This window comes from Citrobacter werkmanii, assembly GCF_008693645.1.
GTDB classification, from domain to species: Bacteria; Pseudomonadota; Gammaproteobacteria; order Enterobacterales; family Enterobacteriaceae; genus Citrobacter; species Citrobacter werkmanii.
Map to the genome: position 1 here is coordinate 3,381,759 of NZ_CP044101.1, position 19,923 is coordinate 3,401,681.

The 19,923-nt window shown below is 50.1% G+C and carries 19 protein-coding genes and 1 tRNA gene; 14 read left to right on the forward strand and 6 right to left on the reverse strand.

What is annotated here, in order from left to right:
• The first annotated feature begins 149 nt into the window (after positions 1-149).
• The 5 genes from FOB24_RS17030 (at position 150) to yejF (ending at position 7,335) form a co-directional block, all read left to right on the forward strand.
• Positions 150-1,709: a cyclic di-GMP phosphodiesterase gene (locus FOB24_RS17030; protein ID WP_069323432.1), complete on the forward strand. Its 1,560-nt coding sequence runs from the start codon at positions 150-152 to the stop codon at positions 1,707-1,709.
• A gap of 100 nt (positions 1,710-1,809) precedes the next feature.
• Positions 1,810-3,624, forward strand: coding sequence for an extracellular solute-binding protein (locus tag FOB24_RS17035; RefSeq protein ID WP_121529292.1), 1,815 nt, complete (start codon positions 1,810-1,812; stop codon positions 3,622-3,624).
• Positions 3,625-4,719, forward strand: coding sequence for a microcin C ABC transporter permease YejB (locus tag FOB24_RS17040; RefSeq protein ID WP_003834575.1), 1,095 nt, complete (start codon positions 3,625-3,627; stop codon positions 4,717-4,719).
• Entirely contained in the window at positions 4,719-5,744 is a 1,026-nt protein-coding gene (locus FOB24_RS17045) for an ABC transporter permease (RefSeq protein ID WP_061382084.1), read from the forward strand. The genes FOB24_RS17040 and FOB24_RS17045 overlap by 1 nt, the downstream gene beginning before the upstream one ends.
• 1 nt (position 5,745) lies before the next feature.
• Positions 5,746-7,335: a microcin C ABC transporter ATP-binding protein YejF gene (yejF, locus tag FOB24_RS17050; RefSeq protein WP_121529293.1), complete on the forward strand. Its 1,590-nt coding sequence runs from the start codon at positions 5,746-5,748 to the stop codon at positions 7,333-7,335.
• A gap of 3 nt (positions 7,336-7,338) precedes the next feature.
• On the opposite strand, the gene FOB24_RS17055 is transcribed toward yejF, so the two are convergent.
• The 3 genes from FOB24_RS17055 to rsuA all read right to left on the reverse strand — a co-directional run bounded on the left by FOB24_RS17055 (position 7,339) and on the right by rsuA (position 9,931).
• The gene (locus tag FOB24_RS17055; protein WP_029139605.1) at positions 7,339-7,683 is read right to left on the reverse strand and encodes a YejG family protein; all 345 of its coding nucleotides are present in this window, start codon (positions 7,681-7,683) and stop codon (positions 7,339-7,341) included.
• Between the two features lie 334 nt (positions 7,684-8,017).
• Positions 8,018-9,208 (reverse strand): Bcr/CflA family multidrug efflux MFS transporter, encoded by a 1,191-nt coding sequence (locus FOB24_RS17065; RefSeq protein WP_042307254.1) that lies wholly within the window; start codon positions 9,206-9,208, stop codon positions 8,018-8,020.
• 15 nt (positions 9,209-9,223) lie between these two features.
• Complete coding sequence (rsuA, locus tag FOB24_RS17070) at positions 9,224-9,931, reverse strand: 16S rRNA pseudouridine(516) synthase RsuA (protein WP_061382086.1); 708 nt, start codon at positions 9,929-9,931, stop codon at positions 9,224-9,226.
• A 151-nt stretch (positions 9,932-10,082) separates the two neighbouring features.
• Here rsuA and FOB24_RS17075 point away from each other — a divergent pair, with 151 nt between their 5' ends.
• Positions 10,083-11,843: a DEAD/DEAH box helicase gene (locus FOB24_RS17075; protein ID WP_150345215.1), complete on the forward strand. Its 1,761-nt coding sequence runs from the start codon at positions 10,083-10,085 to the stop codon at positions 11,841-11,843.
• Between the two features lie 124 nt (positions 11,844-11,967).
• The gene (gene rplY, locus FOB24_RS17080) at positions 11,968-12,252 is read left to right on the forward strand and encodes a 50S ribosomal protein L25 (RefSeq protein WP_006683755.1); all 285 of its coding nucleotides are present in this window, start codon (positions 11,968-11,970) and stop codon (positions 12,250-12,252) included.
• Between the two features lie 118 nt (positions 12,253-12,370).
• Here rplY and yejK read toward each other — a convergent pair whose 3' ends face one another.
• The gene (gene yejK, locus FOB24_RS17085; RefSeq protein ID WP_006683753.1) at positions 12,371-13,378 is read right to left on the reverse strand and encodes a nucleoid-associated protein YejK; all 1,008 of its coding nucleotides are present in this window, start codon (positions 13,376-13,378) and stop codon (positions 12,371-12,373) included.
• Between the two features lie 134 nt (positions 13,379-13,512).
• Between yejK and FOB24_RS17090 the strand changes: the two genes are divergently transcribed.
• From FOB24_RS17090 to FOB24_RS17100, 3 genes are all read left to right on the forward strand, one after another.
• On the forward strand, positions 13,513-13,740 hold the full coding sequence (locus FOB24_RS17090) for a YejL family protein (RefSeq protein WP_003027506.1): 228 nt from the start codon (positions 13,513-13,515) through the stop codon (positions 13,738-13,740).
• A gap of 31 nt (positions 13,741-13,771) precedes the next feature.
• Entirely contained in the window at positions 13,772-15,532 is a 1,761-nt protein-coding gene (yejM, locus tag FOB24_RS17095; RefSeq protein ID WP_038642064.1) for an LPS biosynthesis-modulating metalloenzyme YejM, read from the forward strand.
• 74 nt (positions 15,533-15,606) lie between these two features.
• Positions 15,607-15,683: transfer RNA gene (locus FOB24_RS17100), tRNA-Pro, on the forward strand.
• Positions 15,684-15,933: 250 nt separating this feature from the next.
• Here the strand turns inward: FOB24_RS17100 and FOB24_RS17105 are convergent.
• Together FOB24_RS17105 and FOB24_RS17110 are read right to left on the reverse strand one after the other, a co-directional pair.
• Entirely contained in the window at positions 15,934-16,212 is a 279-nt protein-coding gene (locus tag FOB24_RS17105; protein WP_150345216.1) for a hypothetical protein, read from the reverse strand.
• Positions 16,212-16,691 (reverse strand): Ail/Lom family outer membrane beta-barrel protein, encoded by a 480-nt coding sequence (locus tag FOB24_RS17110; protein WP_150345217.1) that lies wholly within the window; start codon positions 16,689-16,691, stop codon positions 16,212-16,214. The genes FOB24_RS17105 and FOB24_RS17110 overlap by 1 nt, the downstream gene beginning before the upstream one ends.
• Positions 16,692-17,337: 646 nt before the next feature.
• Here FOB24_RS17110 and FOB24_RS17115 point away from each other — a divergent pair.
• From FOB24_RS17115 to narP, 4 genes are all read left to right on the forward strand, one after another.
• Positions 17,338-17,901 carry a hypothetical protein gene (locus FOB24_RS17115; protein WP_048211134.1) on the forward strand — a complete coding sequence of 188 codons (564 nt, stop codon included), beginning with the start codon at positions 17,338-17,340 and terminating at the stop codon, positions 17,899-17,901.
• Positions 17,898-18,230 (forward strand): putative T6SS immunity periplasmic lipoprotein, encoded by a 333-nt coding sequence (locus FOB24_RS17120; RefSeq protein ID WP_069323424.1) that lies wholly within the window; start codon positions 17,898-17,900, stop codon positions 18,228-18,230. Before FOB24_RS17115 ends, FOB24_RS17120 begins: the two co-directional genes overlap by 4 nt.
• Before the next feature lie 2 nt (positions 18,231-18,232).
• Positions 18,233-18,730: an Hcp family type VI secretion system effector gene (locus FOB24_RS17125; RefSeq protein WP_121529294.1), complete on the forward strand. Its 498-nt coding sequence runs from the start codon at positions 18,233-18,235 to the stop codon at positions 18,728-18,730.
• A 494-nt stretch (positions 18,731-19,224) separates the two neighbouring features.
• Complete coding sequence (narP, locus tag FOB24_RS17130; RefSeq protein WP_016153764.1) at positions 19,225-19,872, forward strand: nitrate/nitrite response regulator protein NarP; 648 nt, start codon at positions 19,225-19,227, stop codon at positions 19,870-19,872.
• Positions 19,873-19,923: the final 51 nt, after the last annotated feature.

Consider the following 19,923-nt stretch of genomic DNA (forward strand, 5'->3'; position numbering starts at 1 on the left):
CTTGGCTATCCTGATGAGACATATCAAAAGCACTGCTTCGGCGGTGCTTTTTTGTTTCGCCTCTCGACTAAGAAAAATCTCACAGCATGGACCATTTCAGGTTATATTCATACAGAATAAGCGGTTACTACAGGTAAACATAAGGAACTATGTTCAGACGCAGCTCTTCATCCGGTCGGAAAATCCTGCTTTCCTGTATGTTAACGGGGCTTATCGTCGCATTGCTGGTGAGTACCCTGCAATTTTTGGTTACCTGGCATAAGCGAGAGGTTAAGTACGAAACGCTGCTTGCCGATATCCAGAATTATGTCAGTAGTTACTTTGCAGATCTCAAAACCACCACAGATGCGCTTCAACCCCTGCTGGAAAAGAACTGCCAGCAAGTCGCTGCAAAGCTTACCTCCAGTGCGGCTTTTAACCTCAACGTTCGCGCTTTTTTGCTGGTAAAAGACGGCATTGCTTTTTGCTCCTCCGCAACAGGCGCAATGAACGCCCCCATTTTGTCGCTGATCCCCAAGCTGAATATCAACAAAGATGTTGATGTGGAAATACTTTCCGGGACGCCCATGATGCCGGATAAGCCAGCGATAATGATTTGGCACCGCAATCCCTCGTTCCATAACAGCGGCGTATTTTCTTCATTGAATATCAACCTGGCGCCCTATCTGCTTTATACCGCCCGCGAGGATAATTTTAATGGTATTGCCGTTATTGCTGGCGACACGGCTATTTCAACATTTTCATCCCGAATTATGGACGTCTCTGCGCTGCCTAACACGCCATGGCGCCAGGCGACGCTTAAAGAGGTACCGCTGAAGATTCGTTTGTATGCGCAAGAGTGGACGTACAACGACATCTGGTACGCGATTATGTTGGGATGTATGGCCGGGATTATCACCGGGGTTCTCCTCTGGTATTACATCTTCACTGTCCGGTTACGCCCTGGTAAAGATATCCTCCACGCCATCAAACATAATCAATTTTATGTGGTGTACCAGCCCGTCGTAGAGATGCAAACGCTGGAGGTAAAAGGTGTTGAGGTGTTATTACGTTGGCATCATCCATCAACGGGTGAGATCCCACCGGATGCCTTCATTCATTATGCAGAATCGCAGAAAATGATTGTCCCGCTGACCCAACATCTCTTTAAGTTGATAGCGCAGGACGCCCCGACGCTGCAAAAAGTGTTTCCTGCTGGCGCCAAACTGGGGATTAACATCGCACCAACGCACCTGCACGGCGAGAGTTTTAAAGATGACATCCGACGGCTGCGCGCCTCGCTTCCCGCGAACCATTTTCAGTTAGTGCTGGAAATCACTGAACGCGATATGCTTAATCAACACGAGGCGACACAGCTATTCGAATGGCTACACTCTGTTGGCTTTGAAATTGCTATTGATGATTTCGGCACCGGTCATAGCGCGCTTATCTATCTGGAACGCTTCACCGTTGACTACCTGAAAATCGATCGCGGGTTTATTAACGCCATCGGCACAGAAACCCTGACCTCTCCGGTTCTGGACGCCGTGTTGACACTCTCTAAGCGTCTTAATATGCTGACGGTTGCTGAAGGGGTAGAAACACCTGAGCAAGCTCGTTGGCTGCGCGATCGTGGAGTACATTTTTTCCAGGGATACTGGATTAGCCGACCGTTAAAGCTTGCTGATTTCGTGCGTTGGATGGCGCAGCCCAATAAGCCAACGTGGTGATCGCAGTTTGCGATTCATATACTCTTACTCGCCGCCACACCCCTTATCTCTCAGGCATGATGCCCGTCGGGTTGTGACAGGAAAAGGAAAGCGCTTTTATATGATCCCTCGCCTACTGCTGCTGTTTATCGCCCTCATCGGGTTTAGCGTTCAGGCGCAATCCATCAAAGAAAGCTATGCGTTTGCCGTACTGGGCGAACCGAAGTACGCGTTTAACTTTAACCACTTTGATTACGTTAACCCAGCCGCGCCCAAAGGCGGGCAAATCACCCTCTCCGCGATTGGTACGTTCGATAACTTCAACCGCTATGCAATGCGTGGCAATCCCGGCGCGCGCACCGAAACGCTGTACGATACGCTTTTTACCACCTCTGACGACGAGCCTGGCAGCTATTACCCGCTCATTGCCGACAGCGCGCGCTATGCTGACGACTATTCCTGGGTAGAAATCGCCATTAATCCACGGGCGCGTTTTCACGATGGCTCCCCCATTACCGCCAGCGATGTCGCCTTCACCTTTCACAAATTTATGACTGAAGGCGTGCCGCAGTTTCGCCTCGTCTACAAAGGCACAACGGTAAAAGCCATTGCGCCGTTAACCGTGCGTATTGAATTAGCCAAACCGGGCAAAGAGGATATGCTCAGCCTGTTTTCATTACCCGTGATGCCTGAGAAATACTGGAAGGATCATAAACTCAGCGATCCCTTATCTTCCCCACCGCTTGCCAGCGGCCCGTACCGCATCACCCAGTGGAAAATGGGCCAGTATATTGTCTATTCGCGTGTCAAAGATTATTGGGCCGCGAACCTGCCCGTTAACCGCGGGCGCTGGAACTTTGATACCATCCGCTACGATTACTATCTTGATGACAACGTCGCCTTTGAAGCGTTTAAGGCCGGTGCGTTTGATCTGCGTCTGGAGAACGATGCCAAAAACTGGGCGACACGTTATACCGGCAAAAATTTCGCAAATCATTACATCATCAAAGATGAGCAGAAAAACGAATCCGCACAGGATACGCGTTGGCTGGCCTTTAATATTCAGCGTCCGGTATTCAGCGATCGACGCGTACGTGAAGCCATCACGCTGGCCTTTGATTTTGAATGGATGAATAAAGCCCTGTTCTATAACGCCTGGAGCCGGACAAACAGCTATTTTCAGAATACCGAGTATGCCGCAAAAAATTACCCCGATGCGGATGAACTGGTGATACTCGCGCCATTGAAAAAAGATCTCCCCCCTGAGGTCTTCAGCCAAATTTATCAGCCGCCAAAATCAACAGGTGATGGTTACGATCGTGACAACTTATTGAAAGCCAATACCTTACTGGAACAGGCTGGCTGGATACTAAAGGGACAGCAGCGCGTGAACAGCGCCAGCGGTAAACCCCTGAGCTTCGAACTGTTGCTCCCGGCGGGCAGTAACAGCCAGTGGGTACTGCCGTTCCAGCACAACCTGCAGCGCTTAGGCATCACCATGAACATCCGCCAGGTTGATAATTCGCAAATCACGAACCGCCTGCGCAGTCGCGACTATGACATGATGCCGAGGTTGTACCGCGCGATGCCGTGGCCGAGTTCGGACCTGCAAATTCTGTGGGCTTCTGAATACATTGACTCCAGCTACAATGCGCCCGGCGTGCAAAGCCCGGTGATTGATAAATTGATCAATCAAATCATCGCGGCACAAGGTGATAAAGCCAAACTGATCCCGCTGGGACGGGCGCTGGACAGGGTATTAACCTGGAACTACTACATGTTGCCGATGTGGTACATGGCCGAGGATCGTATCGCCTGGTGGGACAAATTTTCACATCCTGCTATTCGCCCAATTTACACCATCGGCCTCGACAACTGGTGGTATGACGTCAACAAAGCGGCGAAGCTACCCGCAGCCAGACGACAGGGAGAGTAAATGGGCGCTTATCTGATTCGACGTCTGCTGCTGGTGATCCCGACGCTCTGGGCCATCATCACCATCAACTTTTTTATCGTGCAAATTGCCCCCGGCGGTCCCGTTGAGCAGGCCGTCGCCGCTATTGAGTTCGGGCAAAGTGGCGCCTTACCCGGCGCGGGCAGCGAAGGCGTTCGCGCCAGCCACGCGCAAACCGGCGTGGGTAACATCAGCGACAGCAATTATCGCGGAGGCCGCGGTCTGGATCCGGAAGTGATTGCAGAAATCACCCGCCGCTACGGGTTCGATAAACCTATTCATGAGCGTTACTTCAAAATGCTCTGGGACTACATTCGTTTCGATTTCGGCGACAGCCTGTTTCGTAGCGCTTCGGTGCTGACGCTTATCAAAGACAGCCTGCCCGTTTCCGTTACGCTTGGGCTGTGGAGCACACTCATCATCTATCTGGTGTCGATCCCGCTAGGTATCCGTAAAGCGGTACACAATGGCAGCCGATTCGATGTGTGGAGCAGCGCATTCATTATTATTGGCTATGCCATCCCGGCATTTCTGTTTGCGATTTTGCTGATCGTCTTTTTTGCCGGGGGAAGCTACTACGACCTGTTCCCGCTGCGCGGGCTGGTTTCCGCCAACTTTGACTCTCTGCCCTGGTATCAGAAAGTGACCGACTACCTGTGGCATATTACCCTGCCGGTGCTGGCGACGGTGGTTGGCGGGTTTGCCGCGCTGACCATGCTGACTAAAAACTCATTTCTGGATGAAGTCCGCAAGCAGTATGTCGTTACCGCGCGAGCCAAAGGGGTAAGCGAGAAAAATATTCTATGGAAACATGTGTTTCGCAACGCGATGTTACTGGTGATAGCAGGTTTCCCGGCAACGTTTATCAGCATGTTTTTTACCGGCTCGCTGCTGATTGAAGTCATGTTCTCGCTTAACGGACTGGGGTTACTGGGGTATGAATCCACCGTATCACGCGACTACCCGGTGATGTTTGGCACGCTCTATATCTTCACCCTGATCGGACTGCTGCTGAATATTCTCAGTGATATCAGCTATACGCTGGTCGATCCCCGTATTGATTTTGAGGGACGCTAATGTCGCGATTAAGCCCCGTCAATCAGGCCCGCTGGGCGCGTTTTCGTCATAACCGCCGCGGCTACTGGTCGCTGTGGATTTTTCTGGTGTTGTTTGGCCTTAGCCTGTGTTCCGAACTGATTGCCAACGATAAGCCGCTGCTGGTGCGCTATGACAGCAGTTGGTATTTCCCTCTGTTCAAAAACTACAGTGAAAGCGACTTTGGCGGACCACTGGCGACCAAAGCTGATTATCAGGATCCCTGGCTACAGCAGCGCCTGGAGAAGCAGGGCTGGATCCTGTGGGCGCCCGTACGCTTTGGGGCCACCAGCATTAACTTTGCCACTGATAAGCCCTTCCCTTCCCCACCTTCTGCGCAAAACTGGCTGGGGACGGACGCCAACGGCGGCGACGTGCTGGCGCGTATCCTCTACGGCACGCGTATCTCGGTCCTGTTTGGTTTAATGCTGACCCTGTGTTCCAGCGTGATGGGCATCATGGCTGGCGCTATTCAGGGCTATTATGGCGGCAAGGTGGACCTGTGGGGGCAGCGATTCATTGAGGTTTGGTCTGGTATGCCAACGCTGTTTCTGATCATTTTGCTGTCGAGCGTGGTCCAGCCCAACTTCTGGTGGCTGCTGGGCATTACCGTGCTGTTTGGCTGGATGAGTCTGGTTGGCGTGGTGCGTGCGGAATTTTTACGTACCCGAAACTTTGATTACATTCGTGCCGCGCAGGCGCTCGGCGTGAGCGATCGCAGTATTATTCTGCGTCATATGCTACCCAACGCGATGGTCGCCGCCCTGACTTTTTTACCGTTTATATTATGCGCCTCGATAACCACCCTGACCTCGCTGGATTTCCTCGGATTCGGCTTACCGCTTGGCTCGCCATCGTTGGGAGAACTCCTGTTACAAGGTAAAAATAACCTGCAGGCGCCGTGGCTTGGGATCACTGCGTTCATCTCCGTTGCCCTGCTTTTATCGCTACTGATCTTTATTGGTGAAGCGGTACGCGACGCGTTTGATCCCAATAAGGCGATTTAAAATGACACAACCTCTGTTAGCTATTGAGAATTTATCGGTAGGTTTTCGCCACCAGGAGAGCGTGCGCACCGTGGTCAACACTCTCTCATTGCGGGTTGATGCCGGGCAAACGCTGGCGCTGGTGGGCGAATCTGGCTCAGGGAAAAGTGTGACCGCGCTTTCTATTCTGCGCTTATTACCGTCCCCTCCTGCGGTCTATCTTGCCGGTGATATTCGTTTCCATGGTGAATCATTGCTTCACGCCGACGAGCAAACGCTTCGCGGCGTACGAGGGAACAAAATCGCCATGATTTTCCAGGAGCCGATGGTGTCACTGAACCCGCTTCACAACCTGGAAAAACAGCTTTACGAGGTGCTGTCGCTGCATCGGGGAATGCGTCGCGAGGCCGCCCGGGCAGAGATTCTGACCTGTCTGGACCGCGTCGGGATCCGTCAGGCGGCCAAACGTCTCGCAGATTACCCACACCAATTGTCCGGCGGTGAGCGCCAACGTGTGATGATCGCCATGGCGCTGCTAACGCGGCCAGAACTGCTGATTGCCGATGAACCCACCACCGCGCTGGATGTCTCCGTTCAGGCGCAGATCCTGCAACTGCTGCGGGGGTTACAGCGAGAGCTGAATATGGGATTACTATTCATCACCCATAACCTCAGCATTGTGAAAAAGCTGGCCGATACCGTGGCGGTCATGCAAAACGGCCTGTGCGTTGAGCAAAATCGTGCCGCACAACTGCTCTCTGCGCCCTCGCATCCGTACACGCAGAAATTGTTAAACAGCGAACCTTCCGGTGACCCGGTCCCCTTACCTGTAGGGCAAACTCCCTTGCTGGAAGTGGAAAAACTCCGCGTCGCCTTCCCTGTCCGCAAAGGCATTCTGAAGCGCGTAGTAGACCATAACGTCGTGGTCAACGACGTCAGTTTTTCCCTGCGGCCCGGTGAAACGCTGGGGCTGGTCGGTGAGTCAGGTTCCGGGAAAAGCACCACCGGGCTGGCGCTACTGAGGCTAATCACATCGCAGGGGAGTATTGTGTTCGATGGCCAGGCGTTGCATACCTTAAATCGTCGCCAGCTGTTACCCGTACGTCACCGCATTCAGGTGGTATTTCAGGATCCTAACTCCTCGCTAAACCCACGTTTAAGCGTGCTACAAATTATTGAGGAGGGACTACGCGTTCATCAACCGACACTTACTGCCGAACAACGTGAAGCGCAGGTGAAAGCGGTCATGACGGAAGTGGGGCTGGATAGCGAAACGCGACATCGTTATCCCGCAGAGTTTTCCGGTGGTCAACGTCAACGCATAGCCATTGCCCGGGCGTTGATTCTAAAACCTTCGCTGATCATTCTGGATGAGCCGACATCCTCACTCGACAGGACCGTACAGGCGCAAATCCTGATGTTGTTAAAGTCCTTACAGGAAAAGCATCGTCTGGCCTATATTTTTATCAGCCATGATTTGCATGTCGTACGCGCGTTGTGCCATCAGGTTATTGTGCTAAGGCAGGGAGAAGTTGTGGAACAGGGGCAATGCGAGCACGTATTCAACGCGCCACAACAGGCCTATACGCGTCAGCTGCTCGCGCTAAGCTGACGCTCAAAACGGATTGTTATTTGAAAAAGGTTCTGCGATTGCCACGCCGAAATTTTTCAGTCTGCAGGTCGCAGCAAACTCATCCTGACGATTCACAAACAGGCACGGCTCCCCTTCGCATTCCAGAACGGAACAAGGAACCTCAATGTCACTGAGGGCCTGGCTGAGTTTATGCATGACTGACCACGCGCTATCACCATCCGGGCTGAGCAATTTGAGCGCCACCAGGCTGTTCTCATTGCTCTGGCCGTTTTGCGGAATCGGTTCAACTTTCGAACCTGCGAAACCCACCGACCAACGATAGCACTGCGGCAGACGATGAACGATTGAGAGTTGTAATGTCATCACTTTCTTTCCCTGGAAGCACAATCACTTCACAATTATTTTACATCAATATTAACACATCATTGACAAAACGTCTTTAAACAGTTGGTAAACGTTTACACCCATGTCCATATGCTGCTTTCCGAACCAGGTATTTAAATTTATTCAATGGTTCTGGCAAATTTCCGGGCTATATGTACTCGTTTCTGAGATCTAACTCAACCTTTTTAACTACAATGATGTGACTTTTTACATAAATTGATTTTACATAAAATAAACATAAGCAGGAGAATTGATAGATTTGCGGTTGATATACATCAACTCTGGAGGCCTTATGACCTCCAGGTTGTGTATTAGATCACCGTTTTTTAGCGCGACTGGCGTAGAGATAGAAGAGAATAGAGCTGGTGGCGCAAAACGCTATCGACCAAATCATCGGCCAGGCCGAGTTAAAAGTCGCCAGTGACAACAGTGCCCCAACAATAGCGCCAATGCCAAATCTGAACGTCCCCGCCAAAGATGATGCCGTTCCCGCCATGTGCGGGAATTCATCCAGGATGACCGCCATCGCGTTAGATGACACCATCGACACGCAGCCGACAAATGCCGCCACGCCCACCACCAGCGCCCAAAAACCTACCCCGAATAGCGCACTGAAAACCATCCAGCCCGCCATCACAAACTGGATCCACAGCCCCGCACGGAACATATTCAATGCCCCAACCCGGCGAACAAAGCGGCTGTTGATGATGGTCATCACGAACAGGAAAACAATATTCAGCGCGAAGTAGTAACCGAAATGCTGCGGTGAAACATGGTTAATCTCAATGTAGACAAAAGGCCCGGCGCTAAGGAAAGAAAACATTCCGGCAAAGCTGAACCCGCTGGCCAGCATATAGCTCAGTACGCGCTTATGACGAAACAACGAGGCAAAGTTGCCAAGAGTAGTGCGCAAGCGAAACGGCTGGCGACGCTCTACGGGCAATGTTTCTTTGATCAGCGTAAAGATCATCACTGAAGCCAGAATAGCCGCCACGGCGAGGATCCAAAAGATATAGTGCCAGCTCAGCCATACCAGCACCCAGCCGCCCACAATGGGCGCCAGCAATGGCGCTATCGTGGTGACCAACATGACGAATGACATCATGCGCGAGAACTCTTCCTTCGGATAGATATCGCGCATCAGGGCGTTGATAACCACGCTCGCCGCCGCAGCCGCCAGACCATGGAAGAAACGCATTATGATCAGTTGATCGATAGTTTGCGCCAGCGCACAGGCAACTGCCGCCGCCGCAAACACCAGCGTTCCGCCCAGTATTACCGGCTTACGCCCAATGCTGTCTGCCATTGGACCATACAGCAACTGCCCCACCGCAAAACCTAAAATATAGGTACTGAGGGTCATCTGCGCGCTACCGGCAGGCACACCAAACTGTTCAGAGATAACAGGCAGCGCCGGAAGATACATATCAATCGACAACGGCATCAGCATGGCTAACAAGCCAAGGATAAAGACAATGGCAATTGACGAGTTCTGCCGGGTGGTCACATTTAGCTCCTGAGATTAACGCGGGGTTAAGTTAACGCTGGCAATTTCTTCTTCAGTTAATGGACGGTATTCGCCAGGCTCAAGGTCATCATCAAGCTTAATGGCGCCGATCCGTTCACGGTGCAGTTCTACAACGTGGTTCCCCACGGCGGCGAACATGCGTTTCACCTGATGATAGCGCCCTTCGCTGATGGTCAATCGCACCTGAGTTGGCGTAATGACTTCCAGCACGGCCGGCTTTGTCAGGTCTTTTTCGTTATGCAGTTGTACGCCACGGGCAAACTGCTCGGCGGTATCATCCGCCACCGGCGATTCCAGCGTCACCAGATAGGTTTTCTCACAATGGTGACGTGGCGAAGTGATGCGATGCGACCACTGTCCGTCATCGGTCATCAGCACCAGTCCGGTGGTGTCGATATCCAGACGGCCTGCCGCATGTAATTTGTGTGCGACGGGTTCATCGAGGAAATAAAGAACCGTCGGGTGATCCGGATCATCCGTTGAACAAACATAGCCCTGCGGCTTATTCAGCATAAAATAGCGCGGGCCATTCTGTTGAATCAGGGAATTGCCGTCATATTCGACGTCATGTTCTGGCAGCAGCTTAAAGGCGCTATTTCTGACGATTTCACCGTCGACGGTAACGCGGTTAGCACGGATCTCACGCCCGGCAATAGCGCGGCTGACGCCGAGTTGCTGAGCGATAAATTTATCAAGTCGCATGAGTGTGATTTTTGCCTGTAAAAATACGAGAATCGGGTTTGCGCCCGAAAAGTGGGACTGTTATCCGCCCAGTATAGCGGCGTTACACCATCCCTCAAGGGAAATGATTCATGGCATACTATTCATTGTTACTGTTTACCTTAGTGAGCCCATGATTTTTACTCTTCGCCCGTACCAACAAGAAGCCGTGGACGCCACGCTCAACCATTTTCGCCACCACCGCACGCCGGCGGTTATCGTCCTGCCAACCGGCGCGGGCAAAAGCCTGGTGATAGCGGAACTGGCCCGCGTGGCGCGTGGTCGCGTGCTGGTACTGGCGCACGTCAAAGAGCTGGTCGCGCAAAACCACGCCAAATATTGCGCGTTGGGGCTGGAGGCCGATATTTTTGCCGCCGGGCTGAAGCGTAAAGAGAGCCACGGAAAAGTGGTATTTGGCAGCGTACAGTCGGTGGCGCGTAATCTGGATGCCTTTCAGGGAGAGTTTTCCCTGCTTATCGTCGATGAATGTCACCGCATCGGTGATGATGAAGAGAGTCAGTATCAGCAAATCCTCACTCACCTGACCAACGTCAATCCCCATTTACGCCTGCTGGGGCTTACCGCCACGCCTTTTCGTCTGGGTAAAGGCTGGATTTACCACTTTCATTATCACGGAATGGTGCGCGGCGATGAAAAAGCGCTGTTTCGCGACTGCATTTATGAATTACCGCTGCGCTATATGATTAAACACGGCTACCTGACGCCGCCGGAACGCCTCGACATGCCGGTCGTGCAGTATGACTTCAGCCGCCTGCAGGCACAAAGTAACGGCCTGTTCAGCGAGGCGGACCTTAATCGGGAATTAAAAAAGCAGCAGCGAATCACGCCGCATATCATCAGCCAGATTATTGAGTTTGCCCAGATGCGCAAAGGGGTGATGATTTTCGCCGCCACCGTTGAACACGCCAAAGAAATTCTGGGCCTGCTGCCTGCTGACGATGCCGCGCTTATTACCGGAGATACGCCAGGCGCGGAGCGTGACGCACTGATTGAAGAGTTTAAAGCCCAGCGCTTTCGCTTTCTGGTGAATGTGTCGGTCCTGACTACCGGCTTCGATGCCCCACACGTCGACCTTATCGCCATTCTCCGCCCGACGGAATCAGTCAGCCTGTACCAACAAATTGTTGGTCGCGGACTGCGCCTGGCCCCAGGTAAAACCGACTGTCTGATCCTCGATTACGCGGGTAATCCCCACGATCTGTACGCCCCGGAAGTGGGCGCGCCGAAGGGAAAAAGCGACAACGTGCCGGTACAGGTGTTCTGCCCTGCCTGCGGATTTGCCAACACCTTCTGGGGCAAAACAACAGCTGACGGCACGCTGATTGAACACTTTGGTCGCCGCTGCCAGGGATGGTTTGAAGATGATGACGGTCATCGCGAACAGTGCGACTTTCGTTTCCGTTTTAAAAATTGCCCGCAGTGCAACGCGGAAAATGACATTGCCGCCCGCCGCTGCCGTGAATGCGATACGGTGCTGGTCGACCCGGATGATATGCTGAAAGCGGCGTTGAGGCTAAAAGATGCGCTGGTCCTGCGCTGTAGCGGTATGGTGTTACAAAATGGCCAGGATGAAAAAGGCGAATGGCTAAAAATCACCTATTACGATGAAGACGGAGCCGACGTCAGCGAACGCTTTCGTCTACACACTCCCGCGCAGCGTACGGCATTCGAACAACTGTTTATTCGCCCGCACACCCGTACCCCCGGTATTCCCTTACGCTGGATAACCGCCGCCGATATCCTCGCCCAGCAGGCGCTGTTACGCCATCCTGATTTCGTGGTTGCGCGCATGAAAGGTCAGTACTGGCAGGTGCGTGAAAAGGTCTTCGATTATGAAGGTCGCTTTCGCCGGGCACATGAATTACGCGGTTAATTGTACTTTTGATTGATGTACCAGCCGTTTGAGTATAGAATCTCGCCCGCTTTTGCATACGCAAAGCAGATCACTTACCTGTTGCTGGGTCGCCTGTAGCAGGAATTATTAAAGAGAGATTTAAATGTTTACTATCAACGCTGAAGTACGTAAAGAGCAGGGTAAGGGTGCGAGCCGCCGCCTGCGTGCCGCTAACAAGTTCCCGGCAATCATCTACGGTGGCGCAGAGGCCCCGATTGCTATCGAACTGGATCACGATGCAGTTATGAACATGCAAGCTAAAGCTGAATTCTACAGCGAAGTTCTGACCATCGTTGTTGACGGTAAAGAAGTTAAAGTTAAAGCTCAGGCTGTACAGCGTCACGCTTTCAAGCCGAAGCTGACTCACATCGACTTCGTTCGCGCGTAATCGCCTGGAAGTTGAAGAAAACCCCGCCTCGGCGGGGTTTTTTTATGGAATTTTGTTCGCGATAAAGATGAATCACGCAGGCCGGATAAGGCGTTTTCGCCCCATCCGGCAAACAGTTTTATTTCCCGCCCGACGTGCGGCGCTGGAGTTGGTCGCGCAGGTTCGGCGGCGTACCTTTGATGGTTAACGTGTCCGTCGCCGGATCCCAGAAAATACGCTCGCCCAGCAGCATGGCGTCAAAATTAATGGTTAACCCACCGCCGCTGCCAGCAAATTTGGTTAATTGGCGCAACGTACTGCGATCCGCCGGGAAGCTCTCTTCCAGCTCATACCCTTTATCAGCAGCGAATTCGCTGAAGCTGACTTCACTGACGCCGGAAAGCTCTTTAGACAGCGACTCCAGCTCAATCTCCTCACCAGCCTGTAGCTGCTCGTTGCAGTAGCTGTACACCTGCTGCCGCACGTTCTGGCGCTCGGCTTTATCCAGTTGCGCCTCATTGGTGAAGTCATCAACCGCCTGCAGCAGACCGCGGTTTTGCGCTTTGGCGTTCAGACCTTCGCTGGCGCCGAGAAAGTCCATGAAGAAATCGGCGACTTTGCGCCCTACCCGCCCTTTCAGGAACGTCAGATAGCGTGTGGACTCCGGATTGGTTTCCCACTCGGTTAAATCAATACGCGCCACGATGTCCGCATGATTGATATCCAGATAGTGCGTCGGATTGATATCCAGATTTTCATTGACGCGCATGCTGCTTAAATTGTTCAGTACGGCAACCAGCAGATACTCTACCGCCAGATAGCGGTAATGGCAGAACAAGACAATACCACCATCGGCAAAAGGATATTTCGCCAGCTCGTCCCGCAAACGCCCTGTCGCGGCACGGCTAAAGGCCAGAAAATCCTCTTCACCCTGACGCTGTAAACGCAGCGTTTGCGCCAGCTCGCTCTCTTCGCTGAACAGGCCATAGGCTTTATTCTTGGCGCTATACACCCGATGCAGTTCAGCCATCATATCGACAACGGTCGCTGTCGGTTCCAGTAATGAATCGCGCAAGACCAGCTCAAGGTTTTGCTCATCACGTTTGATAAGCTGGTGCAGGGCAATCTGGTTGATATCCAGACTCATGATAAACTCTCCTTTTAGACCGGGCGGTATTCAACCACCTGCCGGGCAGTGACGCAATAGAAGATAAAAAAGCAGAAAAAAAACTGTCCGTACGGTAATATGTTGCCCTTTCATGAACAGACTGATTTCGATTTATGCCACAAATTTCCCGCTATAGTGACGAACACGTTGAACAACTGCTGAATGAGATGCTCAACGTACTGGAAAAACATAAGGCGCCGACCGATCTTTCCCTGATGGTACTGGGAAACATGGTGACTAACCTTATCAATACAAGCATCGCACCGGCCCAGCGCCAGGCGATTGCCAACTCTTTTGCCCGCGCATTACAGTCTTCGGTAAACGACGACCAAGCGCATTAAGAGCCTGATCCGGGGAAACGAACAACAGTTTATGGTAACTCATCGTCAGCGCTACCGTGAGAAAGTCTCCCAGATGGTTAGCTGGGGGCACTGGTTTGCTTTGTTCAACATTCTGTTGGCCATGGTACTCGGTAGCCGTTACCTGTTTGTCGCCGACTGGCCGACTACGCTTGCAGGGCGCGTTTATTCCTACCTGAGCGTTGTCGGGCATTTTAGCTTCCTGGTGTTTGCCACCTATCTGCTAATCCTGTTTCCCCTGACGTTTATCGTCATGTCCCAGAGGCTGATGCGATTCTTATCAGCTATTCTGGCGACAGCTGGCATGACGTTGTTGTTAATCGACAGCGAAGTTTTTACCCGCTTCCACCTGCACCTTAACCCGATCGTCTGGGAACTGGTCATTAACCCTGACCAGAATGAAGCGGCGCGTGACTGGCAACTGATGTTTATCAGCGTGCCGGTTATTCTGTTAATCGAAATGCTGTTTGCGACCTGGAGCTGGCAAAAACTACGCAGCCTGACGCGTCGTCGCCATTTTGCTAAACCGTTAGCCGCATTCTTCTTCGTTTCCTTTATCGCCTCGCATGTGGTGTACATCTGGGCAGACGCCAATTTCTATCGCCCTATTACCATGCAACGCGCGAACCTGCCGCTCTCCTACCCGATGACGGCACGCAAGTTTCTGGAAAAACATGGTCTGTTGGATGCGCAAGAATATCAACGCCGCCTGATCGAGCAGGGAAACCCGGAAGCGGTTTCCGTGCAATACCCGCTCAGCGAACTGCGCTACCGCGATATGGGAACCGGACAGAACGTTCTGCTGATCACCGTAGACGGCCTGAACTACTCCCGTTTTGAAAAACAGATGCCAGCGCTGGCTGAATTCGCTGAGCAGAATATCGCCTTTACGCGTCACATGAGCACAGGCAACACCACGGATAACGGGATTTTTGGCCTGTTCTATGGCGTTTCTCCAAGCTATATGGACGGCATTTTGTCGACCCGAACGCCTGCGGCGCTGATCTCTGCGCTGAACCAGCAAGGATATCAGTTGGGGCTATTCTCCTCGGATGGCTTTACCAGCCCACTTTATCGCCAGGCGCTACTGTCAGATTTTTCTATGCCGAGCGTGCAAACGCAGTCTGACGAGCAGACCGCCAGCCAGTGGATCAACTGGCTGGGCCGCTACGCGCAGGAAGATAACCGCTGGTTCTCCTGGGTCTCCTTTAACGGGACGAACCTGAACGACAGTAACCAGAAGAACTTTGCCAAACGCTACGCCAATGCCGCTCAGGATGTGGATGCCAACATTAACCGGATCCTTAGCGCCCTGCGCGACTCCGGTAAACTGAACAACACGGTGGTGATTATTACCGCGGGTCGGGGCGTACCGCTGACTCAGGAAGAGAACAATTTTGCCTGGTCGCGCGGTCATCTGCAGGTTCCTCTGATTATTCACTGGCCGGGAACACCTGCTCAGCGCATCAATAGCCTGACCGATCATACGGACCTGATGACGACGCTCATGCAACGTCTGCTCCACGTCAGCACGCCAGCTAACGAGTACTCGCAGGGCCAGGATTTGTTTAATGCAACCCGCCGCCATTACTGGGTTACCGCCGCCGACGGCAGCACGCTGGCGATTACCACGCCAGAGATGACGCTGGTGCTTAACAACAACGGTAACTATCAGACCTATGATTTACACGGTGAGAAGATAAAAGATCAGAAACCGCAGCTGAGCCTGCTGCTACAAGTTCTGACGGATGAGAAACGATTTATTGCTAACTGATTAATTATAAATCAGTTAGCAAACCATCCTCTTGCATTCACGCTGGAAAGCAGTAGTATTGTCAGCCATAGCGTCGGCACGTAGCGCAGCCTGGTAGCGCACCGTCATGGGGTGTCGGGGGTCGGAGGTTCAAATCCTCTCGTGCCGACCAAAAATCCCAAAAAAACCAACCCTTGTGGTTGGTTTTTTTATGCCTGTATTCTGAACGGGGAAGTAACGGGGAATTACTGGGGAAGAAAGCCGTTAAATGTTGTACCCGCCCCCTGGCTGCCCGCGAATAGCTGCGGATGGAGGTTCCAGGGAGAAAGGACGAAGAAACTGCAGTTCATAGTATAGTGCCAGTTGATAGATCTTTCTGGCACGCGGTGACACGCGCCATTTTTGTTCTCATGATTTAACTATCAATCATCATCCAAACCAAAAAGCTTGCCTAATTTGGATACTTTCTGCTTCTTATGATAAGGACTCGCGTCTTTATAAGCTTGCGCCTGAGTCTCTCCAGCCCTTTCGATAGAATAGTTGGTCTGATAGTTGCGCTGATTAGCCATATCCTCTTGATAGCAAACATTGCGATCTATGCCCATGGCCTGACAACGGTTAAGACGTTCTGCCTGACTAACACAACCAGAAAGCATGGAGACAGAAGAAACTGTGACCAATAACAGAATTAACTTTTTCATCAGAATCTCCACCCGGCACCGATAACCACGCTATTAGCTTGTGAACCAAAAACCTTAGAACCTTCGTAACCAGCATCAACAGTGAAGCCAGAAATGGGGGTTAACTGGATACCTGCACCATATGCAAAGCCTGTAGACGTATCTGTGTCGCCATCGTTCTTAATAGCACCACGTCCCACACCAACCATGACATAAGGTTTCACAATATCGCTAACGCGGTAACTTACACCTAGTAAGGCCGAACCATAACCACGATCAATATCGTTATCATTATTTCCTGAGATAGTTAGAGAACTTATAACCCCTAAATCACTTTTATCTGGTGTGTAACCAAATTTGCCATTTAATCCATTTAAGGTTTTCCCTTCTAAATTTGTATGTACATATCCAGCTGTTACCACACTCTCAGAAGCAGCCAGTGCTTTAATGGAAAACAGGATCACTAACGACAAAGTCAGAGTTAATTTATTGTTTTTCATAAGAACGCCATCACCTTAACTATTATTGCATTTATCATGCATGTTTTAACGTAAAGCAATGTAAGCTTAGTTTTAGGTGAGAACTAACAAAAAATTCAGTTTAAAATGAATAAATATTTTAATTGTCCGGCTATATATTACTTCATTCGAAAACAAAAACACCGCGTATGAAATTAATTTTCATGACCACATGTTTAACCACTTGAAATCAATGAATTTGATATAATATTTATTTATTAGTGAAATGTTATCAAAAAGAAAAAGATAAATTAAAATAGAAAAAGAAATACTGTTAATGCCCATTTTTACACAATATTTGTGCCCAGCCAATATTAACAACAAATAACCAACAAAATTTTAATATGAATTATCACTTACTGTTTTCTGTGCAGCCAAATAAACCGCGTACAGATCGCTTCCCAAAGAGAATTAAACCGAGAAAATTTCAAAGTCACACAGGCCCCAGCCCAATCATAATACCCTGCATTCACTTTGTAATGACAAGGCTGATTTATTCAGTAAACAGATGATTTATAATAGTTTAATTTTAAAGGATTCAGAATTTATCCCGGAAAGAAACATTCCCAATGCTTTAGGGTAGGAGTACGATTAGCGCATAAAACAATACAAATAATATGGATATGCTATGCCCGTAGACTGGACAATAAACCCCACGTCGGGAACTCCCATAGTCCCCGGAGGGGTCAGGCAACTTACAATAGGAGAGATTGCACTAGCCAGGACGCTGTTTGGTGGAAGTATTATCTATAGCAAGGTGTGGGTACACCTTGAAAGCTATCTCCCCTTCAATATGCAACCCGTAAATGTTGCCATGACGCCAAACGGTGAACTTTGGTTTAGAGAGGGAACTTATTCACCTGATTTCTCTTTGGAACGTGACATACAGAAAAAGCACAGATTCATGCATGAGATGGTTCACGCCTGGCAAGCACAGAAGGGAATGTTTGTCAGAACCAGAGGTTTGTTCTCTCGTTTCGCTGATTACAGTTACAGTTTAGATAAGGCTGATTTTCTTCATTACGGATTAGAACAGCAAGCATCAATAGCCAGTGATTATTGGTTACTTCTCACATATGGATTTAATAGTGGCACCTCATATTTATCTGTATACAGAGATTACAATCCTAATGAATCAGTTTATTCTTTAATATCAAAATACAAAGCTGTTATGAAAGGATTTCCCGGATGAAAAAATCAACTATTATCCCCTTAATATTTCTTCTGTCAGGCTGCCCCGGTGGAGGTGTACCAGTTCCACAGCAACGTAGTGTTTTTAAACAAGGCGATACTATTTGCTTCACTGTAAATAAAACAGATGTTTTAGAGCGTTATAGTATCTACTATTCGCCTGGCAGGAAATATACAGTTATTAAAGCAGATGATGGAATCTCTCTAAAATATCCTGACACTTGCTTTAAAATTAAATTAAAGCACGGATATATATATAATATATCTTATTCTCTCAATAATAAAAGCTATTCAGATTCATTCTTTATAGATAACGATGGAAACTATTAATCATGTCATTACCAGCTTATTTATTTTTATATGATGAAAACGGAATGCAGATTCCGGGAGATTGTTTATCCTTAGGCCGTGAAGGTGCTATAGAAGTCATGAATAGTAGTTACGGTGTGAGACAGCCTGTTGATAGCAACACTGGCAGCATGACAGGCTGTAGGCAGCATAATCCCGTAATTGTGCATAAGCAACTTGATAAAGTCAGCCCTTACCTGGCTGTAGCTGTTTGTGAAGGGAAGAGACTGCAAAAGGCAGTCATTAAATATTATGAGACTATAGAAGCAGGGATCGAAGTAGAGATTTATAATATTACTCTGGAAGATGTCGTTATATCCTCTGTAGATTTTACACATGTCTACTATCCCGGTAGTTCGTCCCCTAATATGCATGAGGTAGTAGGTCTTAGATTCCGTGACATTGAATGGAATTATGTTAGAGGGAATATTAAATACAATGATGCCTGGATGAAACCAGCAAAAAAAGAACAGCAACAATAAATAAACGGGCATCACGCGCCCTCTATTTCATCAATCAATTTTAAACTCAACAATATCAGAACGTGGGTAACATTTTTGTACCTGGGTACCCATTCCTGATGAAGAACGACGGCTGATGCGTAAAGACGTACGGGTCGATCCTCAATGCTCCAGATTGTTACACCATAACCATTTGTGAACGTTGGTTCTCAGTAAGTCGCTGTAACTATACATTACTGACAGAACCGTAACCGTATGCAGGATCGGCCCGATTACAGACACTGAAAAGTTATGCCATAGCCTGATCCCATTTTCCCCCGCCCCCCAGCACCCTCACGGCGTCTTACCGTTCTTGAGCATCACATTGTCCAGGTATTCTCCCTCTCTTCAGCACAGGTTTTACTACTTACCCATGCACAAATTGGGGTAAAATTTATCCTCTCATCAGCGCGATGAATCTGGACGATTGATGCGCTGAAAACAATAATGATACTAATAAAACTCAGGAGAATAGTATGCCTGAAGCAACGCCTTTTCGGGTGCTGATTGTCGATGACCACCCACTGATGCGGCGGGGAATTAGTCAATTATTGCAACTGGATCCCGCATTTAACGTAGTAGCTGAAGCAGGTGACGGCGCAAGTGCGATCGATCTGGCAAACCGTCTGGACCTTGACGTGATCCTGTTGGATCTCAATATGAAAGGTATGAGTGGGCTGGATACCCTGAATGCGCTGCGTCGGGACGGTGTGACCGCACAAATTATCATTCTGACCGTTTCGGATGCCGCCAGCGATGTATACGCCCTAATTGACGCGGGTGCGGATGGTTATTTGCTCAAAGACAGCGATCCTGAAGTCCTGCTGGAAGCCATTCGCAGCGGCGCCAAAGGCGGTAAAGCGTTCAGTACACGCGTCAGTGAATATCTGCGCGAACGCGACCTGTTCGGGGCACAAGAAGATCCGTTCAGCATTCTCACCGAACGCGAGCTGGATGTCTTGCATGAACTGGCTCAGGGGCTGTCGAATAAACAGATTGCTTCAGTGCTGAATATTTCCGAACAGACGGTGAAGGTGCATATTCGCAACCTGCTGCGCAAACTCAACGTGCGCTCTCGCGTTGCTGCCACTATTCTGTTTTTGCAAACGCGCGGTATGCAATAACCAGATATTGCCCGATAGCGCTACGCTTATCGGGCCTACACGTCACGTGCA

Excerpts from the sequence above, each read along its gene's own strand:
- FOB24_RS17030 (WP_069323432.1), top strand. The coding sequence starts at position 150 with ATGTTCAGACGCAGCTCTTCATCCGGTCGGAAAATCCTGCTTTCCTGT.
- FOB24_RS17035 (WP_121529292.1), top strand. The coding sequence starts at position 1,810 with ATGATCCCTCGCCTACTGCTGCTGTTTATCGCCCTCATCGGGTTTAGC.
- FOB24_RS17040 (WP_003834575.1), top strand. The coding sequence starts at position 3,625 with ATGGGCGCTTATCTGATTCGACGTCTGCTGCTGGTGATCCCGACGCTC.
- FOB24_RS17045 (WP_061382084.1), top strand. The coding sequence starts at position 4,719 with ATGTCGCGATTAAGCCCCGTCAATCAGGCCCGCTGGGCGCGTTTTCGT.
- yejF (WP_121529293.1), top strand. The coding sequence starts at position 5,746 with ATGACACAACCTCTGTTAGCTATTGAGAATTTATCGGTAGGTTTTCGC.
- rsuA (WP_061382086.1), bottom strand. The coding sequence starts at position 9,931 with ATGCGACTTGATAAATTTATCGCTCAGCAACTCGGCGTCAGCCGCGCT.
- FOB24_RS17075 (WP_150345215.1), top strand. The coding sequence starts at position 10,083 with ATGATTTTTACTCTTCGCCCGTACCAACAAGAAGCCGTGGACGCCACG.
- rplY (WP_006683755.1), top strand. The coding sequence starts at position 11,968 with ATGTTTACTATCAACGCTGAAGTACGTAAAGAGCAGGGTAAGGGTGCG.
- yejK (WP_006683753.1), bottom strand. The coding sequence starts at position 13,378 with ATGAGTCTGGATATCAACCAGATTGCCCTGCACCAGCTTATCAAACGT.
- FOB24_RS17090 (WP_003027506.1), top strand. The coding sequence starts at position 13,513 with ATGCCACAAATTTCCCGCTATAGTGACGAACACGTTGAACAACTGCTG.
- yejM (WP_038642064.1), top strand. The coding sequence starts at position 13,772 with ATGGTAACTCATCGTCAGCGCTACCGTGAGAAAGTCTCCCAGATGGTT.
- FOB24_RS17105 (WP_150345216.1), bottom strand. The coding sequence starts at position 16,212 with ATGAAAAAGTTAATTCTGTTATTGGTCACAGTTTCTTCTGTCTCCATG.
- FOB24_RS17110 (WP_150345217.1), bottom strand. The coding sequence starts at position 16,691 with ATGAAAAACAATAAATTAACTCTGACTTTGTCGTTAGTGATCCTGTTT.
- FOB24_RS17115 (WP_048211134.1), top strand. The coding sequence starts at position 17,338 with ATGCCCGTAGACTGGACAATAAACCCCACGTCGGGAACTCCCATAGTC.
- FOB24_RS17120 (WP_069323424.1), top strand. The coding sequence starts at position 17,898 with ATGAAAAAATCAACTATTATCCCCTTAATATTTCTTCTGTCAGGCTGC.
- FOB24_RS17125 (WP_121529294.1), top strand. The coding sequence starts at position 18,233 with ATGTCATTACCAGCTTATTTATTTTTATATGATGAAAACGGAATGCAG.
- narP (WP_016153764.1), top strand. The coding sequence starts at position 19,225 with ATGCCTGAAGCAACGCCTTTTCGGGTGCTGATTGTCGATGACCACCCA.